Below are 23,722 nucleotides of genomic sequence, written 5' to 3' on the forward strand. Positions count from 1 at the left end.
CTTCACGCAGGTCGACGTTATGTGGCTTCTGGTCCTCGCTTATCTCGGTGGTGTGCTGACGATCGTCAGCCCGTGCATTCTGCCGGTATTGCCCTTTATCTTCGCTCGCACCGGGCAGCCATTTATGAAGAGTGGCTTGCCGCTGCTGGCGGGGATGGCGCTGACCTTCGCGCTCGTCGCCTCGTTGGCGGCGGTGGGCGGCGGCTGGGTGGTGCAAGTCAATCAGTACGGTCGCTGGCTCGCGTTGCTGTTCGTTGCACTGTTCGGGCTGACGCTGTTGCTGCCTCGGTTGGCCGAGCGCCTGACACGTCCACTGGTGGCGGCCGGCGGTCGGCTGTCGGAAGCCGCGGCTGCCGATACCCGGCCGCGTCCCGCCGCTTCGTTGCTGATCGGTGTCGCCACGGGCCTGCTCTGGGCGCCCTGCGCCGGGCCGATTCTGGGCCTGCTGTTGACTGGCGCGGCGCTGCAAGGGGCAAACATCGCCACCACACTGTTGCTACTGGCTTACGCGGCCGGTGCCGCCACCTCTCTCGCCGCGGCACTGCTGCTGGGCGGTAAAGTCTTCGCCGCGATGAAGCGCTCGATAGGCGCAGGCGAGTGGCTGCGTCGAGGCTTGGGAGTCGCGATGCTGGCGGGTGTAGTGGCGATCGCCTTGGGGCTGGATACCGGGATTCTGGCGCGGGTCTCGACAGCCTCCACCGGCGGCATCGAGCAGGCATTGGTCAGCCGATTGGCCGATAAGTTGCCGACCGACAGAGGGGCAATGATGTCGCAGATTCCACGGGGCGGCGATCAACCCGCCGGCAGCATGAAAATGACCGCCAAGATACCGGGCGAATTGCCGATTGAAGGCAACCTTCCATCGCTGGACGGCGCTGTGCAATGGCTCAATTCACCCCCTCTCACCGCCCAGGCCTTGAAGGGTAAGGTTGTGCTGGTGGATTTCTGGACTTACTCCTGCATCAACTGCCTGCGCACCCTGCCGTATGTGAAGGCCTGGGCCGAGAAGTATCGCGATCAGGGTTTGGTGGTAATCGGTGTCCATACGCCCGAGTTTGCCTTCGAACGTGATGTAGGCAATGTCACCAAAGCCATGAAAGACCTGGGCATCACTTATCCGGTGGCAATCGATAACGACTACAAGGTCTGGCGTGCTTTCAACAACCAATACTGGCCAGCCCACTATTTTGCCGATGCTCAGGGGCGCATTCGTTATCACCACTTTGGTGAAGGCAAGTACGCCGAATCGGAGCGAGTGATTCAGCAACTGCTGCGTGAGGCGGGCGCTGCGAAAGTCGAGGACGGGCTAATCAATGCTCGTGCCGAGGGTGTCCAGTTCGCCCCGAACATGAATGAAGTGCGATCGCCGGAAACCTATGTCGGCTACCGACGGGCGGAGCATTTCGTCGCTGAAACCGATCTGGTGCCGGACAAGGTGGAGGCCTACAGCCCACCGTTGCAACTGGCCCTCAATGATTGGAGTCTGGACGGTCAATGGACTGTCGGTCCGGAGCGGGCCGTTTCAAACGCTCCGGCCAGTCGTATCGTCTACCGCTTCCACGCTCGCGATTTGCATCTGGTACTGGGCCCCGGTGCTGACGGTAAACCGGTGCGTTTCAAAGTGTTGATTGACGGTAAGCCCCCAGGTGATGCCCACGGTGTTGACGTGGCGCCCGATGGCAACGGCAGCGTCACCGAGCAGCGGTTGTATCAACTGGTACGCCAGACCGCAGGTGTAAAGGACCGGACATTCAGCATTGAGTTTCTCGATCCCGGTGTGTCGGCGTACGCATTTACGTTTGGTTGATAGCCCCATTCGCTCAGGAGGCAGCTCATGAAAACTCTATTTAACTGGCGTCGCACCCTGCTGGGATTGGCCGCCGCCAGTGTTATCGGTCAGTGTGCAGCGTTCTCGTTCGGAGGCACCGAAGAGGCAGTCATCATTCCGCCACCAACCCTCGATGAGAACACTCAGGCTCACAGCGAGACGGCGGTTTTTGCCGGCGGTTGCTTCTGGGGCGTCCAAGGGGTATTTCAACACGTCAAAGGGGTGAAGAATGCTGTCTCCGGTTACGCGGGCGGCTCAGCCGACACCGCTCAGTATGAGCGGGTCAGCAATGGCGATACCGGTCATGCGGAGGCTGTCGAAGTCACCTTCGATCCCGCTCAAGTCAGCTATGGCAATCTGTTGCAGATCTATTTCTCGGTGGCTCACAATCCCACCGAACTCAACCGCCAGGGGCCGGATCGCGGCACCCAGTATCGATCGGCGCTTTTCCTGAAAAGCGCTGAACAGCAACGCGTCGCCCAGGCATATATCGCACAACTCGACGCCGCCCATTCGTTCAACAAACCCATCGTTACCAAATTGGAAACCTACAACGGCTTTTACCCGGCGGAGGAGGAGCATCAGGACTTCCTGACCGAGCACCCGACGTATCCCTACATCGTGATCAATGACCTGCCGAAGGTGGCGCAGTTCAAGCAGCTGTATCCGGATAGGTATCAGGCGAAGCCGGTGTTAGTAAAGACCGGTCAATAGTGCATTGGCTACTTCAAGCGTGAGCGTTCCATGGTAATGGTCGACGTTTCAAAGCCCAGCTTTGAAAAGAAATCCGAAGCACCTTCGCGGCCTGCACGCAGAACCCAGGTAATGGCTGTGTTGTCGCCCATGACATGCTCAACCAGCGCGCGACCGATGCCTTCACGTCGAGTTTGCCTGCACACGACAACCATCGACAGATAACCGTTGGATAAACCGTCGGTGATACCCCGGGCAAACCCGACGATGTGGGAGTCCTTTATCGCAAGAGCTGTACATTGGGAGTTAGCGATCAACTGAGTGAAATACTCAGATGAGCCGGTGCGGTGAGCCCACCCATTCTCGCCAAGAAAAAGTCGCACAGACTCCACGTCCGAGGGCTGCACATTACGGATAAGCACGGGAGGTACTCATCATGAAATCACATTCTTGCCCGCAATCTTCGACCGATACAGCGCCTGATCAGCTCTTGCCAGCAGCCCGGTCTGTTGTTCTTCTTCAAAGCGTTGCACCACACCAAAACTCATGGTCACTTGATAGTCCCCGACCGGCAGCAGGCTCGAAAGGCCATGGCGGATTCTTTCAGCGAGCGCCCTGGCGTCGGCCAACAAGGTATTAGGCAAGATCATGATGAATTCGTCGCCTCCCCAACGGGCCAACAAATCACCTTCACGCACGTAGTGCTTAACGCTCTCGATCACCTGCACCAACGCCGCATCACCCAGGGCATGGCCGTAATGATCGTTGATGTTCTTGAAATCATCGATGTCCATGGCGATCAGCGACAGGGGCTGACGAAAGCGTTGGGCGCGGTCGCATTCCTGGGGCAGGGCTTTTTCCAGCCGATAGCGATTAGCGATGGAGGTGAGCACATCGGTTTCCGCCAGTTTGCGATTCTCTTCGAGTTGAATCTGCAACTGTTGATTGACTCGAGACAACTCCCGGGTGCGTTCTTCGACGATAGCTTCGAGGGATTGATTGCGCCGTTCCATTTCTTCGAACAAGCGTTTCTTGTCTTCGATACTGCGATGCGCGCCGACCATTCGTGCCACCGAACCGTCAGCATTACGTGCCAGCACGTAGCCGCGATCTTCGATCCAGGTGTAAGTGCCATCCCGCATGCGGCAGCGATACTCGGCTTGATAGCCGGGTGCACGCTGCTTCAGGTAGTCATCAAACAGCGCCATGACTCGTGAATAATCGTCGGGATGGATCACGTTTTCCCAGGTCAGCACGTTGTTATCCAGGGAATGAGGCGGATAGCCGAGCATCTCGTACCACCCGGGGTTGCGGTAGACGAACCCAGTGTTGGCATTCCAGTCCCAGATGCCATCGCTGACCAGTTCCAGAATGGTGTGCAACATGCCTTCGTTAAAATCTGACAGATTGAACTTCAACGGCTCGATATTCGATGCCTCACCCATCATCGGTCTCCCTGCCGAACTGATATCAACGTGACTCGCCAGTCGAGGAGATTAGTTCATGGGGTATTGCCCCGGCTAGTGCTTGCCCCACCTCTGCAGCGCAAAGTCGACGAAGCTGCGCAATTTCGGCAAACGGTAGCGGTCCTGGGCGTACACCAGGTTCATTGGCCGACTCGGCAATTGGTAGTCCTGCATCAAGGCCACCAGTTTTCCGTCCTGAAGGTCCTGCTCCACCAAGGCATCCGGCACCATCACGATGCCCATCCCGGTTCGCGCCGCTTGATGCAGCCCCGCCGAGCTGTTGATCAGCATCGGTCCGCTGACCTCCACCATGACTTCGCCTTCGGGTCCCCTCAGGCGCCATAGTTTTGCTACCGAGTGCCAGTCATCTCCGGCCGGGTAGGCGAAGGCCAGGCAGTCATGGTGTTGCAGGTCGGTAGGTTTTTCCGGAGTGCCTCGGCGCGCCAGATAGTCCTTCGAAGCGCACAGAGTCATTGTGTAGTCGATGAGCGGGCGGGCGATCATGTTGGACATCTCGGTAGTGCCCAAGCGAATCGCCACATCGAAACCATTGTCGAGCAGATCCAGGCGCTGGTTGGTCAACACGACGTCGAGTTTGACCTGCGGACAGCGCAGCGCGAATTCGCTCAAGGCCGGTGCCAGCCGTTCAGTGCCGAAGGTCAGCGGGGCAGTGATGCGCAGAGTGCCGCTCGGTTCGTCCAGGGTCTGTTCGGCCAGGCGTTCGGAATCGGCCACCAGCCCCAACACTTCAAGACAACGCTGATAGTACGCCGTGCCGAATTCCGTCAGCCGCTGACGCCGTGTCGTACGGTTGAGCAGGCGCACACCCAGACGTTGCTCCAGGGCCCGAAGATGATTGCCGACCATGGTCGTCGACATTTCGCACTGCAAAGCGGCGGCGGTCATGCTGCCGGCTTCCACCACTCTTACGTAAACGGTCATTGCCTGGAACAAATCCATTATCAAGCTCAGCTTTAAAATGATTGAAGTGTTGCACTGTTTATCCAGCTCAGGTGGCTAACCATACTGCAAAAACACCGACTATTAATGGAGTTTGATGTCATGACTGCCGCCTGCCTGATGAGCACCTACCAACCCTTGGCCCTGAGTTTCAGCAAAGGCCTGGGCACGCGCCTGTGGGATCAGGCCGGTCGCGAATATCTGGACGCGGTGGCGGGTGTGGCTGTGACCAACGTCGGCCATTCCCATCCGCGAATTGTGGCGGCCATCAGCGAGCAGGCCGGGCTGCTGTTGCACACCTCCAACCTGTACAGCATCGACTGGCAACAGAGACTGGCGCAGAAACTGGTTCGGCTTTCCGGCATGGAACGTGCGTTCTTCAACAACTCCGGCGCCGAAGCCAATGAAACCGCGCTGAAACTCGCGCGGCTTTATGGTTGGCACAAAGGCATCGAGCAGCCGCTGGTGGTGGTCATGGAAAACGCCTTTCACGGTCGTACTCTTGGCACCTTGTCCGCCAGTGACGGCCCGGCGGTGCGTCTGGGCTTTAACGAGTTGCCGGGGGATTTCATTAAAGTGCCGTTCGGCGACCTCGCTGCGTTGGAGGCGGTGCAACAAGCCCACGGCCGGCGTATCGTGGCGATCCTGATGGAGCCGATTCAGGGCGAAAGCGGTGTGCAAATGGCGCCGCCCGGTTATCTCAAAGCGGTGCGCGAACTTTGCAACCGGCACGCCTGGCTGCTGATGCTCGATGAAATCCAGACTGGAATCGGCCGCACCGGCCAGTGGTTTGCGTTCCAGCATGAAGGCATCATCCCGGACGTCATGACCCTGGCCAAAGGCCTGGGCAACGGCATCCCTATTGGTGCCTGTCTGGCCCGGGGTAAAGCAGCAGACCTGTTTACCCCCGGCAGCCACGGCAGCACGTTCGGCGGCAATCCGTTGGCGTGCCGGGTGGGGTGCACTGTGCTGGAGATCGTTGAGGAACAAGGCCTGCTGGAAAACGCCAGACTTCAGGGCGAACGTCTACTCGCGAGATTGCATATCGAATTGGCCGATGACCCCAACGTCCTGGCGATTCGCGGCCAGGGTTTGATGATCGGCATTGAACTCAAACAACCGATTCGCGACCTGACCCTGATAGCAGCCCGCGATCACGGCTTGCTGATCAACGTGACACGGGGCAAAACCATTCGACTTTTGCCGCCGCTGACGATTGATGAGCGGGAAGTGGAGATGATTGTCAGAGGAGTTGGTCGGGCAGTGAGCGCAGCCTGACTTCTATTGGATGAGTGCATTCCCCTATAGGAGCAGCCTTCGGCAGCTCCTATAGAATCGGCGTCTGCGTCAGTGGAATCAGGAACGATCAGTCGGTTTGTTGCATCGTACCGACGAAAGTCGTGACTTCATCCCGATTCATCAGTTGAAGTTTCGAACCGCTAAACCCTTCGAACAAACGCTGATGCGCGGCAAATCCACTGGACCCTTCGCGAGTACGGTAACTACCCGCCCAGTCCTGTAACGCTATCAGTAACTCGTCACTATCGTCCCGGTTCGCTTCTCGCTGGCGAATATGACTGACGCAGTCTTCGTCCAACAGACACAGCCAGATCAGCGCCGTCGCCTGTTCCACAAGTTCGCTGACCATCCAGCCATACACACCCTCGATAACCCAACGATTTTTGCTCGCCGCCACACGCGCCATTCCCAATGCCTCGGCGCGGGGACGAGCGATGCTGTGTTCATCGGATATCCAATGAATCAGGTCGAGATCGATCCAGGGCACTTGCAGGTGCTCGGCCAATCGTTTGGCCAGCCAACTCTTGCCCGAGCCGGAGTTGCCGATGATCAGGGTTCGGGTGAGGTTCATGCTGTGCAAGTAGTAATTGCTCATGGCAACTCGGGCAAAGTCATTCAACCGCTTCGGAAATTTCAGGCGCAATCATCCGCGTCTTCGGCGATCCATCCGCATTGAATTGATAAATATCCTGCGGCTGGCCCTTTTCATTGAAGAACACTTGGCCGATCCCTGCCGAGTTCCACAGCCGCTCCCCGGCTTCGGCGTGTTCGGGAATGTGCGGGACAATGCGCATGCGCCGGCGCTTGGTCAGCCAATTGAGGGGCGAGCGGGGCGAGTAGAGCCAGCGGTTGAGGCGGTCGAACCATTCGAGCAGGGCGGGCGGGAATTCGTTTTTGATGCCGCTGCTGGTGATCTGCCAGATTCGCGGGCCGGCCTTGCGGTGTCGGATCAATACTTCGTAGACGAAGGAATAATGCACATCGCCGGACAGCACCACGTAGTTTCCGGGAGTACGGGAGTGTCGGAAAATGTTCAGGATCACTTGGCCCGCGCCGCGATGGGCCATCCAGTTTTCGGCGTCTACCAGCAGCGGATAACCGCACCAGCTGAACACACGCTGCACAGTTTCGATCAGTTTGACCCCGAAGATCGGCGCGGGCGAAACGATGATTGCCGAGGGATGATCGAGCAATTCCTGCTGCAGTTCACTGAGGGCTTCCCAGTCCAGCAGACCCGACGGTTGCTTGAGGTTCATCTCGCTGCGCCAGCGCCGGGTTCGGGTGTCGAGCACCACCAGCGCCGGGCGAGTGGACAGCACGTAATGCCACTTCTGAAAACTCAGCAGCTCATCGATCAGACCGTCCTGGACGTTGCTGTCGAGGTAATGGTCTTGCCCCGTGGCACTCAATAGACGGGTTTTTTCCAGCATGCTGCCAAATGCATCCGGGTTGTTACCCCAACCCTGACACAACATATAAGCGAGCAGCGCGTTGCCGATAATGCGCTTGGAGAAAGGATGGCCGTAGGCCGTTTCCTCCCATTGCGCGGAAAGATTCCAGTCATCGGTAATATCGTGGTCATCGAAAATCATCAGGCACGGCAGGTGCGCCATCGCCCGCCCAACACCACCCAGCCCTTTCTTGAACGCATCGATGCGCGTCTGCTCCAGGGCATAGCGCTTGCGTCGTTCGGGCGTGAGCGCCGGTGGTTGTGGCGCGATCAGTGTCCAGGACGTTGGCGACCATACTAATAGGTACATGGCCATGACCTCGGCGAAGGTCACCAGATGATTGTCGGCGCTGCTACTGGTAAAAATCGGCTTACGCGCTCCACCGAAAAATCGTTCGCGCAGGGTTTCGTTGCTTTCAAGCGCCGGTAACAAATCCGCACGATGGTAGTAGCTGGCTGGGTGTTCGTAGAGTTTGGCGCTATCGCTGACCACCGCACCCTCGAGGTGTTCGTCGAACAGCCCCAGACGCTCGATCAAGGCATGAATGGCCCGCAACATTGGCCCCGCGACATCATCCGCATACACCTGATCGCCGCTCATCATTAATAGCGCGGGGCGCTTGCAAGCGTCCGGCTCGGACTCCAGCAACCGATCGACGCACAGCAAACCATCGGCCGCCTGATGGTGAGGTTTACGACAAGAACCATGCAGCAACTGATTGATGCGCGAGCGCAGCACGAAATTCGGGCAATGCGCTTCGCCATACAGCAGATGCGGTGCCCACTCGGCGATGCCCGACGGCGTGCCATCCGCTTCGATGATCAGCAGGTCGTACTCAATCAACGTGTCGCAGGGCAGGGCGGTATCCAGTGGCACATCTATCAAATGAATGAAGGCATGAGTTCCGACCGGGATGATCGTGCATTGATCCGCATCTAGCCGGATGTCGACTCCTTGCAAGCGTAGCGTCAGCGCCAGCGCACGCGACCCCACCAGCCACAGCACCAGCCTCGTGGGTTCCAGGCGCCGTAATAGCGGGCCGACGAGGACCGATGGCAAAGGGGGGGGATCGGCGGGCAATGGCAAAGATACGGGCATCCGGGTTCAAGACTCTTGGTGCAGAGAGGCGGGCGATGATAGCGCAGTGGGAGGGCAAGCCAAGGCAGCGGTATATTCTGGTGAGTTCTCCTATATAGAAGGGGGAATGCGCTGTTTTCCGGCTTTGCGCAAGTTATTGATAGAAAAGCATAATTAGGGGTTGACGGCAGATTCTGGAAGTCTATAATTCGCCCCACTTCCGGCGCAGTCGAAACGGAAAACTCCTTGGTAAACAAAGAGTTACGCAGTTTTCGACAGCGGTTACGCTTCAGTTCATCGAAGCCAGAAGGAGTTGGTAAGGCAGTGTGTTTTCGCCTTATTGACGGTTCGATCATCTCGGTCGAAAGCGGAGAAAAAGAGGTGTTGACAGCAGCGAGTAACGCTGTAGAATTCGCCTCCCGCTAACGAGAGATCGGAAGCGCAAGTGGTTGAAGTTGTTAAAGATTTCCAAGCGAAACTTTGAAAACTTCTGAAAATAACCGCTTGACAGCAACAGAGGCTGCTGTAGAATGCGCGCCTCGGTTTAGACGAAAGATCTTAACCAACCGCTCTTTAACAACTGAATCAAGCAATTCGTGTGGGTGCTTGTGGAGTCAGACTGATAGTCAACAAGATTATCAGCATCACAAGTTACTCCGCGAGAAATCAAAGATGTAACCAACGATTGCTGAGCCAAGTTTAGGGTTTCTTAAAAACCCAAAGATGTTTGAACTGAAGAGTTTGATCATGGCTCAGATTGAACGCTGGCGGCAGGCCTAACACATGCAAGTCGAGCGGCAGCACGGGTACTTGTACCTGGTGGCGAGCGGCGGACGGGTGAGTAATGCCTAGGAATCTGCCTGGTAGTGGGGGATAACGCTCGGAAACGGACGCTAATACCGCATACGTCCTACGGGAGAAAGCAGGGGACCTTCGGGCCTTGCGCTATCAGATGAGCCTAGGTCGGATTAGCTAGTTGGTGAGGTAATGGCTCACCAAGGCGACGATCCGTAACTGGTCTGAGAGGATGATCAGTCACACTGGAACTGAGACACGGTCCAGACTCCTACGGGAGGCAGCAGTGGGGAATATTGGACAATGGGCGAAAGCCTGATCCAGCCATGCCGCGTGTGTGAAGAAGGTCTTCGGATTGTAAAGCACTTTAAGTTGGGAGGAAGGGCAGTTACCTAATACGTAATTGTTTTGACGTTACCGACAGAATAAGCACCGGCTAACTCTGTGCCAGCAGCCGCGGTAATACAGAGGGTGCAAGCGTTAATCGGAATTACTGGGCGTAAAGCGCGCGTAGGTGGTTCGTTAAGTTGGATGTGAAATCCCCGGGCTCAACCTGGGAACTGCATTCAAAACTGACGAGCTAGAGTATGGTAGAGGGTGGTGGAATTTCCTGTGTAGCGGTGAAATGCGTAGATATAGGAAGGAACACCAGTGGCGAAGGCGACCACCTGGACTGATACTGACACTGAGGTGCGAAAGCGTGGGGAGCAAACAGGATTAGATACCCTGGTAGTCCACGCCGTAAACGATGTCAACTAGCCGTTGGGAGCCTTGAGCTCTTAGTGGCGCAGCTAACGCATTAAGTTGACCGCCTGGGGAGTACGGCCGCAAGGTTAAAACTCAAATGAATTGACGGGGGCCCGCACAAGCGGTGGAGCATGTGGTTTAATTCGAAGCAACGCGAAGAACCTTACCAGGCCTTGACATCCAATGAACTTTCCAGAGATGGATTGGTGCCTTCGGGAACATTGAGACAGGTGCTGCATGGCTGTCGTCAGCTCGTGTCGTGAGATGTTGGGTTAAGTCCCGTAACGAGCGCAACCCTTGTCCTTAGTTACCAGCACGTCATGGTGGGCACTCTAAGGAGACTGCCGGTGACAAACCGGAGGAAGGTGGGGATGACGTCAAGTCATCATGGCCCTTACGGCCTGGGCTACACACGTGCTACAATGGTCGGTACAGAGGGTTGCCAAGCCGCGAGGTGGAGCTAATCCCAGAAAACCGATCGTAGTCCGGATCGCAGTCTGCAACTCGACTGCGTGAAGTCGGAATCGCTAGTAATCGCGAATCAGAATGTCGCGGTGAATACGTTCCCGGGCCTTGTACACACCGCCCGTCACACCATGGGAGTGGGTTGCACCAGAAGTAGCTAGTCTAACCTTCGGGAGGACGGTTACCACGGTGTGATTCATGACTGGGGTGAAGTCGTAACAAGGTAGCCGTAGGGGAACCTGCGGCTGGATCACCTCCTTAATCGACGACATCAGCTGCTCCATAAGTTCCCACACGAATTGCTTGATTCATTGAAGAAGACGATAAGAAGCAGCCCGAAATTGGGTCTGTAGCTCAGTTGGTTAGAGCGCACCCCTGATAAGGGTGAGGTCGGCAGTTCGAATCTGCCCAGACCCACCAATTTTGTGTGGGAAACGCCTGTAGAAATACGGGGCCATAGCTCAGCTGGGAGAGCGCCTGCCTTGCACGCAGGAGGTCAACGGTTCGATCCCGTTTGGCTCCACCACTACTGCTTCTGTTTGTTGAAAGCTTAGAAATGAGCATTCCACCAAGACGGTGATGAATGTTGATTTCTAGTCTTTGATTAGATCGTTCTTTAAAAATTTGGGTATGTGATAGAAAGATAGACTGAACGTTACTTTCACTGGTAACGGATCAGGCTAAGGTAAAATTTGTGAGTTTAATCGCGAATTTTCGGCGAATGTCGTCTTCACAGTATAACCAGATTGCTTGGGGTTATATGGTCAAGTGAAGAAGCGCATACGGTGGATGCCTTGGCAGTCAGAGGCGATGAAAGACGTGGTAGCCTGCGAAAAGCTTCGGGGAGTCGGCAAACAGACTTTGATCCGGAGATGTCTGAATGGGGGAACCCACCTAACATAAGTTAGGTATCTTAAGCTGAATACATAGGCTTAAGAAGCGAACCAGGGGAACTGAAACATCTAAGTACCCTGAGGAAAAGAAATCAACCGAGATTCCCTTAGTAGTGGCGAGCGAACGGGGACTAGCCCTTAAGTGGCTTTGAGATTAGCGGAACGCTCTGGAAAGTGCGGCCATAGTGGGTGATAGCCCTGTACGCGAAAATCTCTTGGTCATGAAATCGAGTAGGACGGAGCACGAGAAACTTTGTCTGAATATGGGGGGACCATCCTCCAAGGCTAAATACTACTGACTGACCGATAGTGAACTAGTACCGTGAGGGAAAGGCGAAAAGAACCCCGGAGAGGGGAGTGAAATAGATCCTGAAACCGTATGCGTACAAGCAGTGGGAGCCCACTTTGTTGGGTGACTGCGTACCTTTTGTATAATGGGTCAGCGACTTATTTTCAGTGGCGAGCTTAACCGAATAGGGGAGGCGTAGCGAAAGCGAGTCTTAATAGGGCGTCTAGTCGCTGGGAATAGACCCGAAACCGGGCGATCTATCCATGGGCAGGTTGAAGGTTGGGTAACACTAACTGGAGGACCGAACCGACTACCGTTGAAAAGTTAGCGGATGACCTGTGGATCGGAGTGAAAGGCTAATCAAGCTCGGAGATAGCTGGTTCTCCTCGAAAGCTATTTAGGTAGCGCCTCATGTATCACTGTAGGGGGTAGAGCACTGTTTCGGCTAGGGGGTCATCCCGACTTACCAAACCGATGCAAACTCCGAATACCTACAAGTGCCGAGCATGGGAGACACACGGCGGGTGCTAACGTCCGTCGTGAAAAGGGAAACAACCCAGACCGTCAGCTAAGGTCCCAAAGTTATGGTTAAGTGGGAAACGATGTGGGAAGGCTTAGACAGCTAGGAGGTTGGCTTAGAAGCAGCCACCCTTTAAAGAAAGCGTAATAGCTCACTAGTCGAGTCGGCCTGCGCGGAAGATGTAACGGGGCTCAAACCATACACCGAAGCTACGGGTATCACTTAGGTGATGCGGTAGAGGAGCGTTCTGTAAGCCTGTGAAGGTGAGTTGAGAAGCTTGCTGGAGGTATCAGAAGTGCGAATGCTGACATGAGTAACGACAATGGGTGTGAAAAACACCCACGCCGAAAGACCAAGGTTTCCTGCGCAACGTTAATCGACGCAGGGTTAGTCGGTCCCTAAGGCGAGGCTGAAAAGCGTAGTCGATGGAAAACAGGTTAATATTCCTGTACTTCTGGTTATTGCGATGGAGGGACGGAGAAGGCTAGGCCAGCTTGGCGTTGGTTGTCCAAGTTTAAGGTGGTAGGCTGGAATCTTAGGTAAATCCGGGATTCTAAGGCCGAGAGCTGATGACGAGTGTACTTTTAGTACACGAAGTGGTTGATGCCATGCTTCCAAGAAAAGCTTCTAAGCTTCAGGTAACCAGGAACCGTACCCCAAACCGACACAGGTGGTTGGGTAGAGAATACCAAGGCGCTTGAGAGAACTCGGGTGAAGGAACTAGGCAAAATGGCACCGTAACTTCGGGAGAAGGTGCGCCGGTGAGGGTGAAGCATTTACTGCGTAAGCCCACGCCGGTCGAAGATACCAGGCCGCTGCGACTGTTTATTAAAAACACAGCACTCTGCAAACACGAAAGTGGACGTATAGGGTGTGACGCCTGCCCGGTGCCGGAAGGTTAATTGATGGGGTTAGCTAACGCGAAGCTCTTGATCGAAGCCCCGGTAAACGGCGGCCGTAACTATAACGGTCCTAAGGTAGCGAAATTCCTTGTCGGGTAAGTTCCGACCTGCACGAATGGCGTAACGATGGCGGCGCTGTCTCCACCCGAGACTCAGTGAAATTGAAATCGCTGTGAAGATGCAGTGTATCCGCGGCTAGACGGAAAGACCCCGTGAACCTTTACTATAGCTTTGCACTGGACTTTGAATTTGCTTGTGTAGGATAGGTGGGAGGCTTTGAAGCGTGGACGCCAGTTCGCGTGGAGCCAACCTTGAAATACCACCCTGGCAACTTTGAGGTTCTAACTCAGGTCCGTTATCCGGATCGAGGACAGTGTATGGTGGGTAGTTTGACTGGGGCGGTCTCCTCCTAAAGAGTAACGGAGGAGTACGAAGGTGCGCTCAGACCGGTCGGAAATCGGTCGTAGAGTATAAAGGCAAAAGCGCGCTTGACTGCGAGACAGACACGTCGAGCAGGTACGAAAGTAGGTCTTAGTGATCCGGTGGTTCTGTATGGAAGGGCCATCGCTCAACGGATAAAAGGTACTCCGGGGATAACAGGCTGATACCGCCCAAGAGTTCATATCGACGGCGGTGTTTGGCACCTCGATGTCGGCTCATCACATCCTGGGGCTGAAGCCGGTCCCAAGGGTATGGCTGTTCGCCATTTAAAGTGGTACGCGAGCTGGGTTTAGAACGTCGTGAGACAGTTCGGTCCCTATCTGCCGTGGACGTTTGAGATTTGAGAGGGGCTGCTCCTAGTACGAGAGGACCGGAGTGGACGAACCTCTGGTGTTCCGGTTGTCACGCCAGTGGCATTGCCGGGTAGCTATGTTCGGAATAGATAACCGCTGAAAGCATCTAAGCGGGAAACTAGCCTCAAGATGAGATCTCACTGGGACCTTGAGTCCCCTGAAGGGCCGTCGAAGACTACGACGTTGATAGGTTGGGTGTGTAAGCGCTGTGAGGCGTTGAGCTAACCAATACTAATTGCCCGTGAGGCTTGACCATATAACACCCAAGCAATTTGCTGACCTGAAGAGGCGCCAGATTGCGGTGTGTGAAGACGAAACGAACCGAAAGTTTGTGACACTCACGAAACACCAGATCTATCACATACCCATTCGCTGGAGCGTGATCTCGCAAGAGAGAACGACCTGGCTACCGAATTTCTTGACGACCATAGAGCATTGGAACCACCTGATCCCATCCCGAACTCAGCAGTGAAACGATGCATCGCCGATGGTAGTGTGGGGTTTCCCCATGTGAGAGTAGGTCATCGTCAAGATTAAATTCCGAAACCCCTATCTGCGTATGCAGGTAGGGGTTTTGTTTTGTCCGCAGGAAAGTTCGTACAGCATTATCGGAACGGCAAGTCTCACCACGGCCATGAGTGGGAAACCCCATCATCCCATCATGCAGGAGAGTGGCGACCTGTCGGACGAGATCGCCGGCACCTTTTCGAGATCACGGCCCAAGAGCTTGCCGCGGTCGACGAATCAAGGTGGGATTATAGACGCGTGAATGTGACCCTCAAGTCCGGCATCAGCGCTTGGGGTCTATATGCGAGCGTGATTGCCGGTAAGGGCTGCAGCAACTGTGCGAGGGGAAACAGATTTGTTTCGGTTCCGCTGTAGGCTTCGGGCGGGATGATGACTGGAGGACTTTCATCCTCCGTATCATCACCCTGTATCAAGGCTGCGACTGGCTACCCTCTCTCATGACCCCCATCTCACCATTGGCCACGAGCCAGCGAAACAACTCGGTCACCGACACCGTATGGCTGCGCTCTATCCAGCGTACCAGCGCCGGGCCGTAATGTTCGGTGTAGCGGCTGAGCACTAGTTGGCGACAGTCCGGTGACAGGCGCAGGGTGATTTCCCGGCAGTGCAGATGCAGATTGGCCGTGTCGTCCCGGATCACCCGTTGCTGCAGAGTCAGGCGATTGCTTTCAGAACCCATCGGCCGGTGCTCCTGTGCATTTAGGAGTGGTGTTCTCTGGCGAGCCTTGTTTGCCATCGGCCACGTAAGCAGCGCGATGTTCGGCCACCACATTACGCAACGCGCTGTAATAGTCCGGCAATTTTTGCAGGCTGTCGGTCAGCGGTAAGCCTTCTGCCCGACCATCGACGATGTCACCGACAGTGCTGATAGTGGACAGCGTCTCCACGGTATCGCTATTGCTGCCGAACGGATCGACTACAAAGCCGAGCACGCGGCCGGCGGCGTCGCGACTGTTGGAGGTCCCGAGCAATGGCAACTCAATGATCGGACCGTTGCCGATGCCCCACACGCCAAAGGTCTGGCCGAAGTCCGAGTCGTGGCGCGGGATACCGGCCATGCCGGAGACGTCGATCAAGCCCACTATCCCTACCGTGGTGTTGAGCGCGAAACGCCCCAAGGTATTGACCGAGCGCATCGGGTTGCCTTGCAGCAGGTCATTGATAAAGACCTTGGGCTCACCGAAGTTCGCCACAAAGTTATGCACACCGGTCTGGAAAAAATCCGGCGTGTAGCGGTAGCCGCGAGCAACCGGCGCCAGGGCGTAGTCGTCGACCGTCCGATTGAAAGCAAAAACTCCGCGATTGAACGGTTCCACCGGGTCGTACACCGAATAGGTGACGTCGGCGCAAGCCACGTTGGTGGTGGACGGCGGCTGGCTGCTGCAACCCGTCAGCCCTGCGGCCAACACGGCAATTGAGGTGTTGCGGGCCAGCCAGGGAGCACACTTGAAAGGCAACATGGACGCAAGTCTCAGGAGGAATTCGCCGTGATGCTGAGCTCCAATCCTTGCGCCAAGATGTCTGGTTTATTGCGGTGCTGACGTTTTATTGCAGAGTTGAAATATATGACGCGCGGCCATGAATGGTTTTAGATGGCGGTTCCATTCGCCCCTTAAGTGACCTTCGGTGAACAGCCTTTTAATTGTGGACGACGACCTTGAAGTCCTTGATCTACTGAAAAAATTCTTCGTGCAGCACGGCTACAGCGTCGAGGTCGCCACAGACGGTGCGTCGCTGTGGTCGGCCATAGAGCGCCAGGCTCCGGACCTGATCATTCTGGACGTGATGTTGCCCGGCGACAGCGGGCTGATCCTGTGTCAGCAACTGCGGATTCGACACGCAATACCGGTGATCATGCTAACGGCCATGGGCGAACTCAGTGATCGGGTGGTCGGCCTGGAGCTGGGCGCTGATGATTATCTGACCAAACCCTTCGACGCCCGTGAACTGCTGGCCCGAGTGCGTGCTGTGCAGCGCCGAGTGGACGAGCGCCGTCCGGTATCGCAGGAACGGCCACGGCCGCTGATTGATTTCGCTGACTGGCATCTGGACGTCACCCGCCGTGAGTTGCGCTCGCCGGACAACGTGATGATCCCGCTGTCGGCCGGTGAGTTTGACCTGCTGCTGGTCTTCGTCGAACACCCCCAACGCATTCTCACCCGCGAGCAATTGCTGGACCTGGCGCGCGGACATTGTCATGAGGCGTTCGATCGCAGTATCGACGTTCAGGTCAGCCGACTGCGACGCAAACTCGAGTCCGACACCAAGCGCCCGGCAATGATTCGCACCGTGCGCAACGGCGGTTACCTGTTCACACCCAGCGTGACGCGACGATGAGCTGGCTGAAGCGGATTCGCGCTCGAGACTGGCCGCAAGATACTGTGGCGCGCTGGATCGCGTTGACGATCATCCTGGCCATGCTCATTTCACTGGCGCTCAACGGGCTGTTTATCCAATTGGCCGGCGTATGGGCGCGCCCGCCACTGACCGAAATCGGCTTGCTGGAAAAAGCCGCCGCCATCACCCGCATCATCGAGGCCGCCCCGGCGTCACTGCGCAACCCATTGGCGCAAGCAGCCAACGAGAGCGGCTTCACTGTCACTTGGCACTCTGACCGGCACGATCTCAATCTGCCGACAGTGGACGATCCGAAGTCTGACATCGGCTCGGCCATCCTTCAGCCGATGCTCAGAGCCCCTGACCGGCGCATCGAAGCCTATGAGCCGGCCGACTGGACGGAGCACACGGCGGACGCGCATTACGCGCTGCTGATCGAGCTATCGGATTCATCATGGCTGATGTTCTCCGCGCCCTCGCGCAGCTGGGGGCTCGACGAAGCGCCACGCTACCTGATCGTCATCCTGTTGGTGCTGATCTCCACCGCCATGGTCGCGCTGATCGCCACCCGACGTCTCGCCACACCTTTGCAGCGCTTCGCCGAAGGCGCCCGCCGCTTCGGCGTGGACTTCCGCGCACCGCCGATCGAACCGCTCGGCCCCCACGAAATCCGCCAGGCCATTCTCGCGTTCAACGCCATGCAGGCGCAGCTGCAACACTTCATCCGCGACCGCACGCAAATGCTCGCCGCCATCTCCCACGACCTGCGCGCTCCTTTGACGAGGATGCGCTTGCGTGGCGAATTCATCGAAGACAGCGAGCAACAGCAACGGCTGTTTCGTGACGTGGATGAAATGCAGGCAATGATCAACTCGGCGCTGGAGTTCTTTCGTGATGATGCGCGGCTTGAACCGGCGACCCAGTTTGATCTGGCGGAACTGCTGCAAACGTTGCTTGATGATTATCGAGATCAGGGCGTCGACATTACGTTCAGCGGGCCGCTGCGGTTGGTGTACTTCGGGCGTCCGTTGGGGCTTAAACGGGCGATGACCAACTTGCTCGACAACGCTATCAAGTACGGCGGTGAGCCGGGGATTGAACTGATCCCGAGCGCTGGCCCGGTGCGGATCAAAGTGCTGGATCGTGGGCCGGGCATTCCAGATGCCTGCCTTGAGCAAGTGTTTGTGCCGTTCTTCCGAATGGAAGGCTCGCGGAACAAAAGCACAGGGGGTGTTGGTTTGGGGTTATCGGCGGCGCGGGCGATTGTGCTGGAGCACGGAGGCGAGCTGACCCTGCGTAATCGGTCGATGGGCGGGTTGGAGGCGTTGGTGGTGTTGCCGGTGCATTAATCCCGAAAGACTCGCCTCGAAATGATCAAAAACCTGTGGCGAGGGAGCTTGCTCCCGCTGGGTTGCGAAGCGGCCCCAAAGAAAGGGCTACTGCGCAGTCCAACGGGAGCAAGCTCCCTCGCCACAGTTATCAGTCAACAGGCCAAGGGGCAATCCTCCCCAAGGATCGTGTAAACCTAAGCCTCCCAGCCCGCCCCACTGACGGCAGCCTGCGCCAGTGGGTGCATATCTGCCCCTTGATGCGCCGTCTGCCAGGCCAGCAACTCCTTGCGCATGCCGGGCGTCCAGTACATCTGCAGGTGATTACGCACGCCGAGTACGGCCTGTTGCTGGTCCGGTTCGCTGGCGAAGTACTGGGCGATCTGGTTGGCCATTTTGATCAGGTTGTCAGTGCTCATCGGCGTACCTCGGCTTTTGTTCCGGCGGTGCGTGCCTGGCGGCGTTCGTCGAGCAGACGTTGTTGTTCGTCGCTGAATGCCTGATAGCGTTTTTGCCACTCGGAAGGGTGGTAGACGCGGCTGACTTCCACGGCGGTGACCTTGTATTCCGGACAGTTGGTGGCCCAGTCGGAGTTGTCGGTGGTAATGACGTTGGCCCCCGATTCAGGGAAGTGGAAGGTGGTGTACACCACGCCTGGGGCTACCCGTTCGGAGACTCGCGCACGCAGTACGGTCTGTCCGGCGCGGCTGCCGATGCCGACCCAGTCACCTTCATTGATGCCACGACTTTCGGCGTCGGTCGGGTGGATTTCCAGGCGGTCTTCGTCGTGCCAGGCAACGTTGTCGGTACGCCGGGTCTGGGCGCCGACGTTGTACTGGCTGAGGATGCGCCCGGTGGTCAGCAGAAGGGGATAACGACTGTTGACCTTTTCTTCGGTGGGCACGTAGCCGGTGAGCATGAAGCGCCCCTTGCCGCGCACGAATTCCTCGATGTGCATGGTCGGCGTGCCGTCCGGCGCCGCGGCGTTGCACGGCCATTGCAGGCTGCCGTGGCGCTCCAGTTCGGTGTAGCTGACGTTGGTGAAGGTCGGCGTCAGGCTGGCGATTTCATCCATGATTTCTGACGGGTGCTGGTAACTCATCGGGTAACCCAATGCATTGGCCAGGGCCACTGTGCCTTCCCAGTCGGCCTTGCCACCCAGGGGCTCCATGACTTTGCGCACCCGGGAGATGCGTCGCTCGGCATTGGTGAAGGTGCCGTCCTTTTCCAGGAATGAGGCGCCAGGCAGGAACACGTGGGCGAACTTGGCGGTTTCGTTGAGGAAAATGTCCTGCACCACGATGCACTCCATGGCCGATAGAGCCGCAGTGACGTGCTGAGTATTGGGGTCGCTCTGGGCGATGTCTTCGCCCTGGCAATACAAACCCTTGAAACTGCCGCCCAGGGCTGCCTCGAACATATTGGGGATGCGCAAGCCCGGGTCGGGTTGCAAGGTGACATTCCAGGCTTGTTCGAATTGCGCCCGTACCGTTTCGTTGGAGACATGCCGGTAGCCGGGCAGCTCGTGGGGGAAGGAACCCATGTCACAGGACCCTTGAACGTTATTTTGCCCACGCAGCGGATTCACCCCAACGCCTTCGCGGCCGATGTTGCCAGTGGCCATGGCGAGGTTGGCGATGCCCATGACAGCGGTGCTGCCTTGGCTGTGCTCGGTGACGCCCAGGCCATAGTAAATCGCTGCATTGCCGCCGGTGGCATATAGGCGGGCGGCGGCACGGATGTCGGCAGGGTCTACGCCGCAAATGGAGCCGAGGGCTTCTGGCGAGTTTTCCGCGCGGCTGACGAACTCGCTCCAGCGAGCGAAATCGCTGCCCTCGCAACGGGCGTCGATGAACGTCTGGTTGAGCAAGCCTTCGGTGACGATGACGTGGGCCAGGGCGTTGAGCATGGCGACGTTGGTGCCCGGGCGCAGGGCCAGGTGCAATTCGGCGCGGGCATGCACCGAGTCCACCAGATCAATACGTCGTGGGTCGATGACGATCAACCTCGCGCCTTCACGCAGGCGGCGTTTGAGCTGGGAGGCGAACACCGGGTGAGCGTCGCTTGGGTTGGCGCCCATCACCAGGATCACATCGGCCTGCATCACCGAGTCGAAACTCTGGGTGCCGGCGGACTCGCCCAAGGTTTGTTTCAGGCCATAGCCGGTCGGCGAGTGGCAGACCCGTGCACAGGTGTCGACGTTGTTGTTGCCGAAAGCGGCGCGCACCAGTTTTTGCACCAGGTAGGTTTCTTCGTTGGTGCAGCGGCTGGAGGTGATGCCACCAATGGAGTCGCGGCCGTATTTTTGCTGCAGCCGGCGGAATTCGCTGGCGGCGTAGGTCACCGCTTCATCCCAGCTGACTTCCTGCCAAGGGTCGTTGATGTGCTTGCGGATCATCGGCTTGGTGATGCGATCCGGGTGGGTGGCGTAGCCCCAGGCAAAGCGCCCTTTGACGCAAGAGTGCCCGTGGTTGGCCTGACCGTTCTTGTCCGGAACCATGCGTACCAGTTGGTCGCCTTTCATCTCGGCGCGGAACGAGCAGCCCACACCGCAATAGGCACACGTGGTGATCACACTGCGTTCAGGTTGACCCAGTTCGACCACGCTTTTTTCCATCAGGGTCGCGGTAGGGCAGGCTTGCACACAGGCGCCGCAGGACACGCATTCCGAGTCGAGGAAGTTATCGCCACCGGCGGCCGCGACTCGGGATTCGAAACCGCGCCCGGTAATGGTCAGAGCAAACGTACCCTGGGTTTCTTCGCAGGCGCGCACGCAGCGGTTGCAGACGATGCACTTGCTCGGATCGTAATCAAAATAGGGGTTTGAAGTGTCCTTCACATCGGTCAGATGGTTGTCGCCTTCATAGCCGTAACGCACTTCTCGCAGGCCGACCTGACCGGCGACGGTTTGCAGTTCGCAGTTACCGTTGGCCGAGCAGGTCAGGCAGTCCAGCGGGTGATCGGAGATGTACAACTCCATGACATTGCGGCGCAGGGTGGCGAGCTTCGGCGTCTGGGTGTGCACGCTCATGCCTTCGCTGACCGGCGTGGTGCAGGAGGCGGGGTAGCCGCGCATGCCATCGATCTCCACCAGGCACATGCGGCAGGAGCCGAAGGCTTCCAGACTGTCGGTGGCACACAGTTTGGGGATGGTGGTGCCCAGTAATGCTGCGGCGCGCATTACGGAGGTACCTTCGGGCACGCTGATGCTGCGGCCGTCGATGTTCACGGTGACCTGCACCTGGCTTTCGCGGGCCGGGGTTCCCAAATCGATATCTGTATTCGGGTCGAAGAGAGTGATCATTGGTCGGCCTCCGAGGACTGCAGACCGAAGTCGGCGGGGAAGTACTTGAGGGCGCTGGTCACCGGATAGGAGGTCATGCCGCCCAACGCGCACAGCGAACCGTATTGCAGGGTGTCGCACAGGTCCTTGAGGATGATCACCTGTTCATCACGACTGTTCTGGTCAGGTGCTGCCAGCAGACGGTCGATCACCTCCACGCCCCGGGTCGAGCCGATGCGGCAGGGGGTGCATTTGCCACAGGATTCCTCGGCGCAGAACTGCATCGCGAAGCGTGCCATGCGGGCCATGTCCAGGGTGTCGTCAGCCACCACCACGCCACCGTGACCGAGCATGGCGCCGATGGCGACAAAGGCTTCGTAATCCAGCGGAGTATCGAATTGCGCGGGCGGCACCCAAGCGCCGAGGGGGCCGCCAACTTGGGCAGCCTTCAGCGGCCGGCCACTGGCAGTACCACCGCCGTAGTCTTCCACCAGTTCGCGCAGGGTCAGGCCAAAGGCCCGTTCCACCAGCCCGCCGTGACGAATATTGCCTGCCAGCTGGAAGGGCATGGTACCCAGGGAGCGGCCCATGCCGTAATCGCGATAGAACTGCGCGCCCTTGGCCAGAATCAGCGGCACCGAGGCCAGCGTCAGCACGTTGTGCACCAGGGTCGGCAGACCGAAAAGCCCCTGCAAAGCAGGGATCGGTGGCTTGGCGCGAACGATCCCGCGCTTGCCTTCGAGCGAGTCCAGCAGCGCGGTTTCCTCACCGCAGATATAAGCGCCGGCACCGACTCGCACTTCCATATCGAAGGCCTGGCCACTGCCGCCGACATTGGCGCCGAGGTAACCGGCGTCTCGGGCGATGTTCAACGCTGCACGCAGCGTGGCCACGGCATCGGGATATTCCGAACGCACATAGATGTAGCCGTAGGTGGCCCCAACGGTGATACCGGCAATGGCCATGCCTTCGATCAGCAGGAAAGGGTCGCCTTCCATCAACATCCGGTCGGCGAAGGTGCCGGAGTCGCCTTCGTCGGCGTTGCACACAATGTATTTCTGCGCAGCCTGGGTGGCGCGCACCGTGCGCCATTTGATCCCGGCGGGGAAGGCCGCGCCGCCACGGCCACGCAGGCCTGAATCGAACACGGCAGTCGCGGTCTGCTCGCCGCCCAAGGCGATGGCCTGGGTCAAGCCCTCGAAGCCGCCGTGAGCCCGGTAATCCTCCAGGGACAGCGGCTGGGTAATGCCGGCTCGGGCAAACAGCAGGCGTTGTTGAGTCTTCAAATACGGCAACTCTTCCACCAGCCCCAAGGCCAGTGGATGGTCGGACGACTCGCCTTGCAGCACATCGAGTACGGACGGCACATCGGCAGCCGTCAGCGGGCCGAAGCCGATACGGCCTTGCGGGCTGTCCACTTCCAGCAGCGGTTCCAGCCAGTACAGGCCGCGAGAACTGGTGCGTTGCAGGTCCAGCGGCAGATTGCGTTCCCGGGCCTGAGTGGCAAGGGCCACAGCCACCTCATCGGCGCCCACGGCGCGGGCCAGGGAATCACAGGGTAAATAGAGGCGCGGCATCATGCGTCCTCCCGGCAAGCATCGAGCAAGGCATCCAGACGCTCGGCACTGAGCCGCGCATGCACCCGGCCATCCAGCTCCAGCGCGGGCGAACAGGCGCAGGCACCAAGGCAATACACCGGGCGCAAACTGATACTGCCGTCGGCGCTGCTGCCGTGATCGTCCAGTTGCAGGCGTTCGCGCAATTGCGCCGCGAGCTGCTCGGCGCCGCGGCTCTGGCAGGACTCAGCCCGGCACAGACGCAGAATATGCCGGGCCGGCGGCGCGGTGCGGAAGTCATGGTAGAAGCTGATCACCCCGCGAACCTCGGCCTGGCTCAGGTTGAGGGCGTGGGCAATCTCGGGAATGGCGGCATCGGGGATATAACCGATGCCCTCCTGAATCTCATGAAGGATGGGCAACAGTGCGCCGGGGGAGCGTTTGTGGCGCTCCAGCAGGCTGTTGACCATAGGCAGGTGCAACATCTCATCAGGCATACAGCATTCCTCAC

The 23,722-nt window shown here is 57.9% G+C and carries 16 protein-coding genes, 2 tRNA genes and 3 rRNA genes; 10 read left to right on the forward strand and 11 right to left on the reverse strand.

The genetic code is table 11. The annotated features are described in order from the left end of the window. The first annotated feature begins 19 nt into the window (after positions 1 to 19). Entirely contained in the window at positions 20 to 1,807 is a 1,788-nt protein-coding gene (locus tag AB3226_RS19665) for a cytochrome c biogenesis protein DipZ (RefSeq protein ID WP_367374268.1), read from the forward strand. A gap of 27 nt (positions 1,808 to 1,834) precedes the next feature. Continuing rightward, positions 1,835 to 2,542 carry a peptide-methionine (S)-S-oxide reductase MsrA gene (gene msrA / locus AB3226_RS19670; protein WP_367374269.1) on the forward strand — a complete coding sequence of 236 codons (708 nt, stop codon included), beginning with the start codon at positions 1,835 to 1,837 and terminating at the stop codon, positions 2,540 to 2,542. 8 nt (positions 2,543 to 2,550) lie between these two features. Here the strand turns inward: msrA and AB3226_RS19675 are convergent, their stop codons facing one another. From AB3226_RS19675 to AB3226_RS19685, 3 genes are all read right to left on the reverse strand, one after another. Further along, positions 2,551 to 2,943, reverse strand: a complete 393-nt coding sequence (locus tag AB3226_RS19675) for a GNAT family N-acetyltransferase (RefSeq protein ID WP_367374270.1) — start codon at positions 2,941 to 2,943, stop codon at positions 2,551 to 2,553. Positions 2,944 to 2,955: 12 nt separating this feature from the next. Beyond that, positions 2,956 to 3,966: a diguanylate cyclase domain-containing protein gene (locus AB3226_RS19680; RefSeq protein WP_367374271.1), complete on the reverse strand. Its 1,011-nt coding sequence runs from the start codon at positions 3,964 to 3,966 to the stop codon at positions 2,956 to 2,958. A gap of 75 nt (positions 3,967 to 4,041) precedes the next feature. After that, positions 4,042 to 4,947: a LysR family transcriptional regulator gene (locus tag AB3226_RS19685; protein ID WP_367374272.1), complete on the reverse strand. Its 906-nt coding sequence runs from the start codon at positions 4,945 to 4,947 to the stop codon at positions 4,042 to 4,044. A gap of 102 nt (positions 4,948 to 5,049) precedes the next feature. Between AB3226_RS19685 and AB3226_RS19690 the strand changes: the two genes are divergently transcribed. Further along, the gene (locus tag AB3226_RS19690; RefSeq protein WP_367374273.1) at positions 5,050 to 6,225 is read left to right on the forward strand and encodes an aspartate aminotransferase family protein; all 1,176 of its coding nucleotides are present in this window, start codon (positions 5,050 to 5,052) and stop codon (positions 6,223 to 6,225) included. A gap of 88 nt (positions 6,226 to 6,313) precedes the next feature. Here AB3226_RS19690 and AB3226_RS19695 read toward each other — a convergent pair whose 3' ends face one another. Then, positions 6,314 to 6,841: an adenylate kinase gene (locus AB3226_RS19695; RefSeq protein ID WP_367374274.1), complete on the reverse strand. Its 528-nt coding sequence runs from the start codon at positions 6,839 to 6,841 to the stop codon at positions 6,314 to 6,316. Positions 6,842 to 6,857: 16 nt separating this feature from the next. Further along, positions 6,858 to 8,795, reverse strand: coding sequence for an alkaline phosphatase D family protein (locus AB3226_RS19700; RefSeq protein WP_367374275.1), 1,938 nt, complete (start codon positions 8,793 to 8,795; stop codon positions 6,858 to 6,860). Between the two features lie 708 nt (positions 8,796 to 9,503). Here AB3226_RS19700 and AB3226_RS19705 point away from each other — a divergent pair. The 5 genes from AB3226_RS19705 to rrf all read left to right on the forward strand — a co-directional run bounded on the left by AB3226_RS19705 (position 9,504) and on the right by rrf (position 14,712). Next, positions 9,504 to 11,042: ribosomal RNA gene (locus AB3226_RS19705) — 16S ribosomal RNA — on the forward strand. 82 nt (positions 11,043 to 11,124) lie between these two features. Continuing rightward, positions 11,125 to 11,201: transfer RNA gene (locus tag AB3226_RS19710), tRNA-Ile, on the forward strand. A 30-nt stretch (positions 11,202 to 11,231) separates the two neighbouring features. Beyond that, positions 11,232 to 11,307: transfer RNA gene (locus AB3226_RS19715), tRNA-Ala, on the forward strand. Between the two features lie 236 nt (positions 11,308 to 11,543). After that, positions 11,544 to 14,435 (forward strand): 23S ribosomal RNA (locus AB3226_RS19720). Positions 14,436 to 14,596: 161 nt separating this feature from the next. Beyond that, positions 14,597 to 14,712 (forward strand): 5S ribosomal RNA (gene rrf / locus AB3226_RS19725). Together the 16S, 23S and 5S rRNA genes with 2 tRNA genes alongside form the textbook arrangement of a ribosomal RNA operon. A 404-nt stretch (positions 14,713 to 15,116) precedes the next feature. Here rrf and AB3226_RS19730 read toward each other — a convergent pair. Together AB3226_RS19730 and AB3226_RS19735 are read right to left on the reverse strand one after the other, a co-directional pair. Continuing rightward, on the reverse strand, positions 15,117 to 15,386 hold the full coding sequence (locus tag AB3226_RS19730; RefSeq protein ID WP_367374276.1) for a hypothetical protein: 270 nt from the start codon (positions 15,384 to 15,386) through the stop codon (positions 15,117 to 15,119). Further along, positions 15,376 to 16,167 (reverse strand): VacJ family lipoprotein, encoded by a 792-nt coding sequence (locus tag AB3226_RS19735; RefSeq protein ID WP_367374277.1) that lies wholly within the window; start codon positions 16,165 to 16,167, stop codon positions 15,376 to 15,378. The genes AB3226_RS19730 and AB3226_RS19735 overlap by 11 nt, the downstream gene beginning before the upstream one ends. Before the next feature lie 166 nt (positions 16,168 to 16,333). Between AB3226_RS19735 and AB3226_RS19740 the strand changes: the two genes are divergently transcribed. Both AB3226_RS19740 and AB3226_RS19745 read left to right on the forward strand, forming a co-directional pair. Beyond that, complete coding sequence (locus AB3226_RS19740) at positions 16,334 to 17,044, forward strand: response regulator (protein WP_367374278.1); 711 nt, start codon at positions 16,334 to 16,336, stop codon at positions 17,042 to 17,044. Continuing rightward, a complete protein-coding gene (locus tag AB3226_RS19745) occupies positions 17,041 to 18,393 on the forward strand; it encodes an ATP-binding protein (RefSeq protein ID WP_367374279.1) in 1,353 nt (450 codons plus the stop codon). Before AB3226_RS19740 ends, AB3226_RS19745 begins: the two co-directional genes overlap by 4 nt. A gap of 176 nt (positions 18,394 to 18,569) precedes the next feature. Here AB3226_RS19745 and AB3226_RS19750 read toward each other — a convergent pair whose 3' ends face one another. From AB3226_RS19750 to AB3226_RS19765, 4 genes are read right to left on the reverse strand one after another with little or no spacing between them, the layout of a single operon-like run. Next, positions 18,570 to 18,791, reverse strand: coding sequence for a formate dehydrogenase subunit delta (locus tag AB3226_RS19750; RefSeq protein WP_367374280.1), 222 nt, complete (start codon positions 18,789 to 18,791; stop codon positions 18,570 to 18,572). Continuing rightward, the gene (gene fdhF, locus AB3226_RS19755) at positions 18,788 to 21,676 is read right to left on the reverse strand and encodes a formate dehydrogenase subunit alpha (protein ID WP_367374281.1); all 2,889 of its coding nucleotides are present in this window, start codon (positions 21,674 to 21,676) and stop codon (positions 18,788 to 18,790) included. The genes AB3226_RS19750 and fdhF overlap by 4 nt, the downstream gene beginning before the upstream one ends. Beyond that, positions 21,673 to 23,235, reverse strand: a complete 1,563-nt coding sequence (locus tag AB3226_RS19760; protein WP_367374282.1) for a formate dehydrogenase beta subunit — start codon at positions 23,233 to 23,235, stop codon at positions 21,673 to 21,675. Before AB3226_RS19760 ends, fdhF begins: the two co-directional genes overlap by 4 nt. Further along, entirely contained in the window at positions 23,232 to 23,708 is a 477-nt protein-coding gene (locus AB3226_RS19765) for a formate dehydrogenase subunit gamma (RefSeq protein WP_258620220.1), read from the reverse strand. The genes AB3226_RS19760 and AB3226_RS19765 overlap by 4 nt, the downstream gene beginning before the upstream one ends. Between the last annotated feature and the right edge of the window lie 14 nt (positions 23,709 to 23,722).

It is taken from the genome of Pseudomonas lini, assembly GCF_964063345.1.
Lineage (GTDB): Bacteria > Pseudomonadota > Gammaproteobacteria > Pseudomonadales > Pseudomonadaceae > Aquipseudomonas > Aquipseudomonas lini_B.

What these genes read in the sequence shown, in the direction of transcription:
- AB3226_RS19665 (WP_367374268.1), top strand. Translation starts at nt 20, where the DNA reads ATGTGGCTTCTGGTCCTCGCTTATCTCGGTGGTGTGCTGACGATCGTC.
- msrA (WP_367374269.1), top strand. Translation starts at nt 1,835, where the DNA reads ATGAAAACTCTATTTAACTGGCGTCGCACCCTGCTGGGATTGGCCGCC.
- AB3226_RS19680 (WP_367374271.1), bottom strand. Translation starts at nt 3,966, where the DNA reads ATGGGTGAGGCATCGAATATCGAGCCGTTGAAGTTCAATCTGTCAGAT.
- AB3226_RS19685 (WP_367374272.1), bottom strand. Translation starts at nt 4,947, where the DNA reads ATGGATTTGTTCCAGGCAATGACCGTTTACGTAAGAGTGGTGGAAGCC.
- AB3226_RS19690 (WP_367374273.1), top strand. Translation starts at nt 5,050, where the DNA reads ATGACTGCCGCCTGCCTGATGAGCACCTACCAACCCTTGGCCCTGAGT.
- AB3226_RS19695 (WP_367374274.1), bottom strand. Translation starts at nt 6,841, where the DNA reads ATGAGCAATTACTACTTGCACAGCATGAACCTCACCCGAACCCTGATC.
- AB3226_RS19700 (WP_367374275.1), bottom strand. Translation starts at nt 8,795, where the DNA reads ATGCCCGTATCTTTGCCATTGCCCGCCGATCCCCCCCCTTTGCCATCG.
- AB3226_RS19730 (WP_367374276.1), bottom strand. Translation starts at nt 15,386, where the DNA reads ATGGGTTCTGAAAGCAATCGCCTGACTCTGCAGCAACGGGTGATCCGG.
- AB3226_RS19735 (WP_367374277.1), bottom strand. Translation starts at nt 16,167, where the DNA reads ATGTTGCCTTTCAAGTGTGCTCCCTGGCTGGCCCGCAACACCTCAATT.
- AB3226_RS19745 (WP_367374279.1), top strand. Translation starts at nt 17,041, where the DNA reads ATGAGCTGGCTGAAGCGGATTCGCGCTCGAGACTGGCCGCAAGATACT.
- AB3226_RS19750 (WP_367374280.1), bottom strand. Translation starts at nt 18,791, where the DNA reads ATGAGCACTGACAACCTGATCAAAATGGCCAACCAGATCGCCCAGTAC.
- fdhF (WP_367374281.1), bottom strand. Translation starts at nt 21,676, where the DNA reads ATGATCACTCTCTTCGACCCGAATACAGATATCGATTTGGGAACCCCG.
- AB3226_RS19760 (WP_367374282.1), bottom strand. Translation starts at nt 23,235, where the DNA reads ATGATGCCGCGCCTCTATTTACCCTGTGATTCCCTGGCCCGCGCCGTG.
- AB3226_RS19765 (WP_258620220.1), bottom strand. Translation starts at nt 23,708, where the DNA reads ATGCCTGATGAGATGTTGCACCTGCCTATGGTCAACAGCCTGCTGGAG.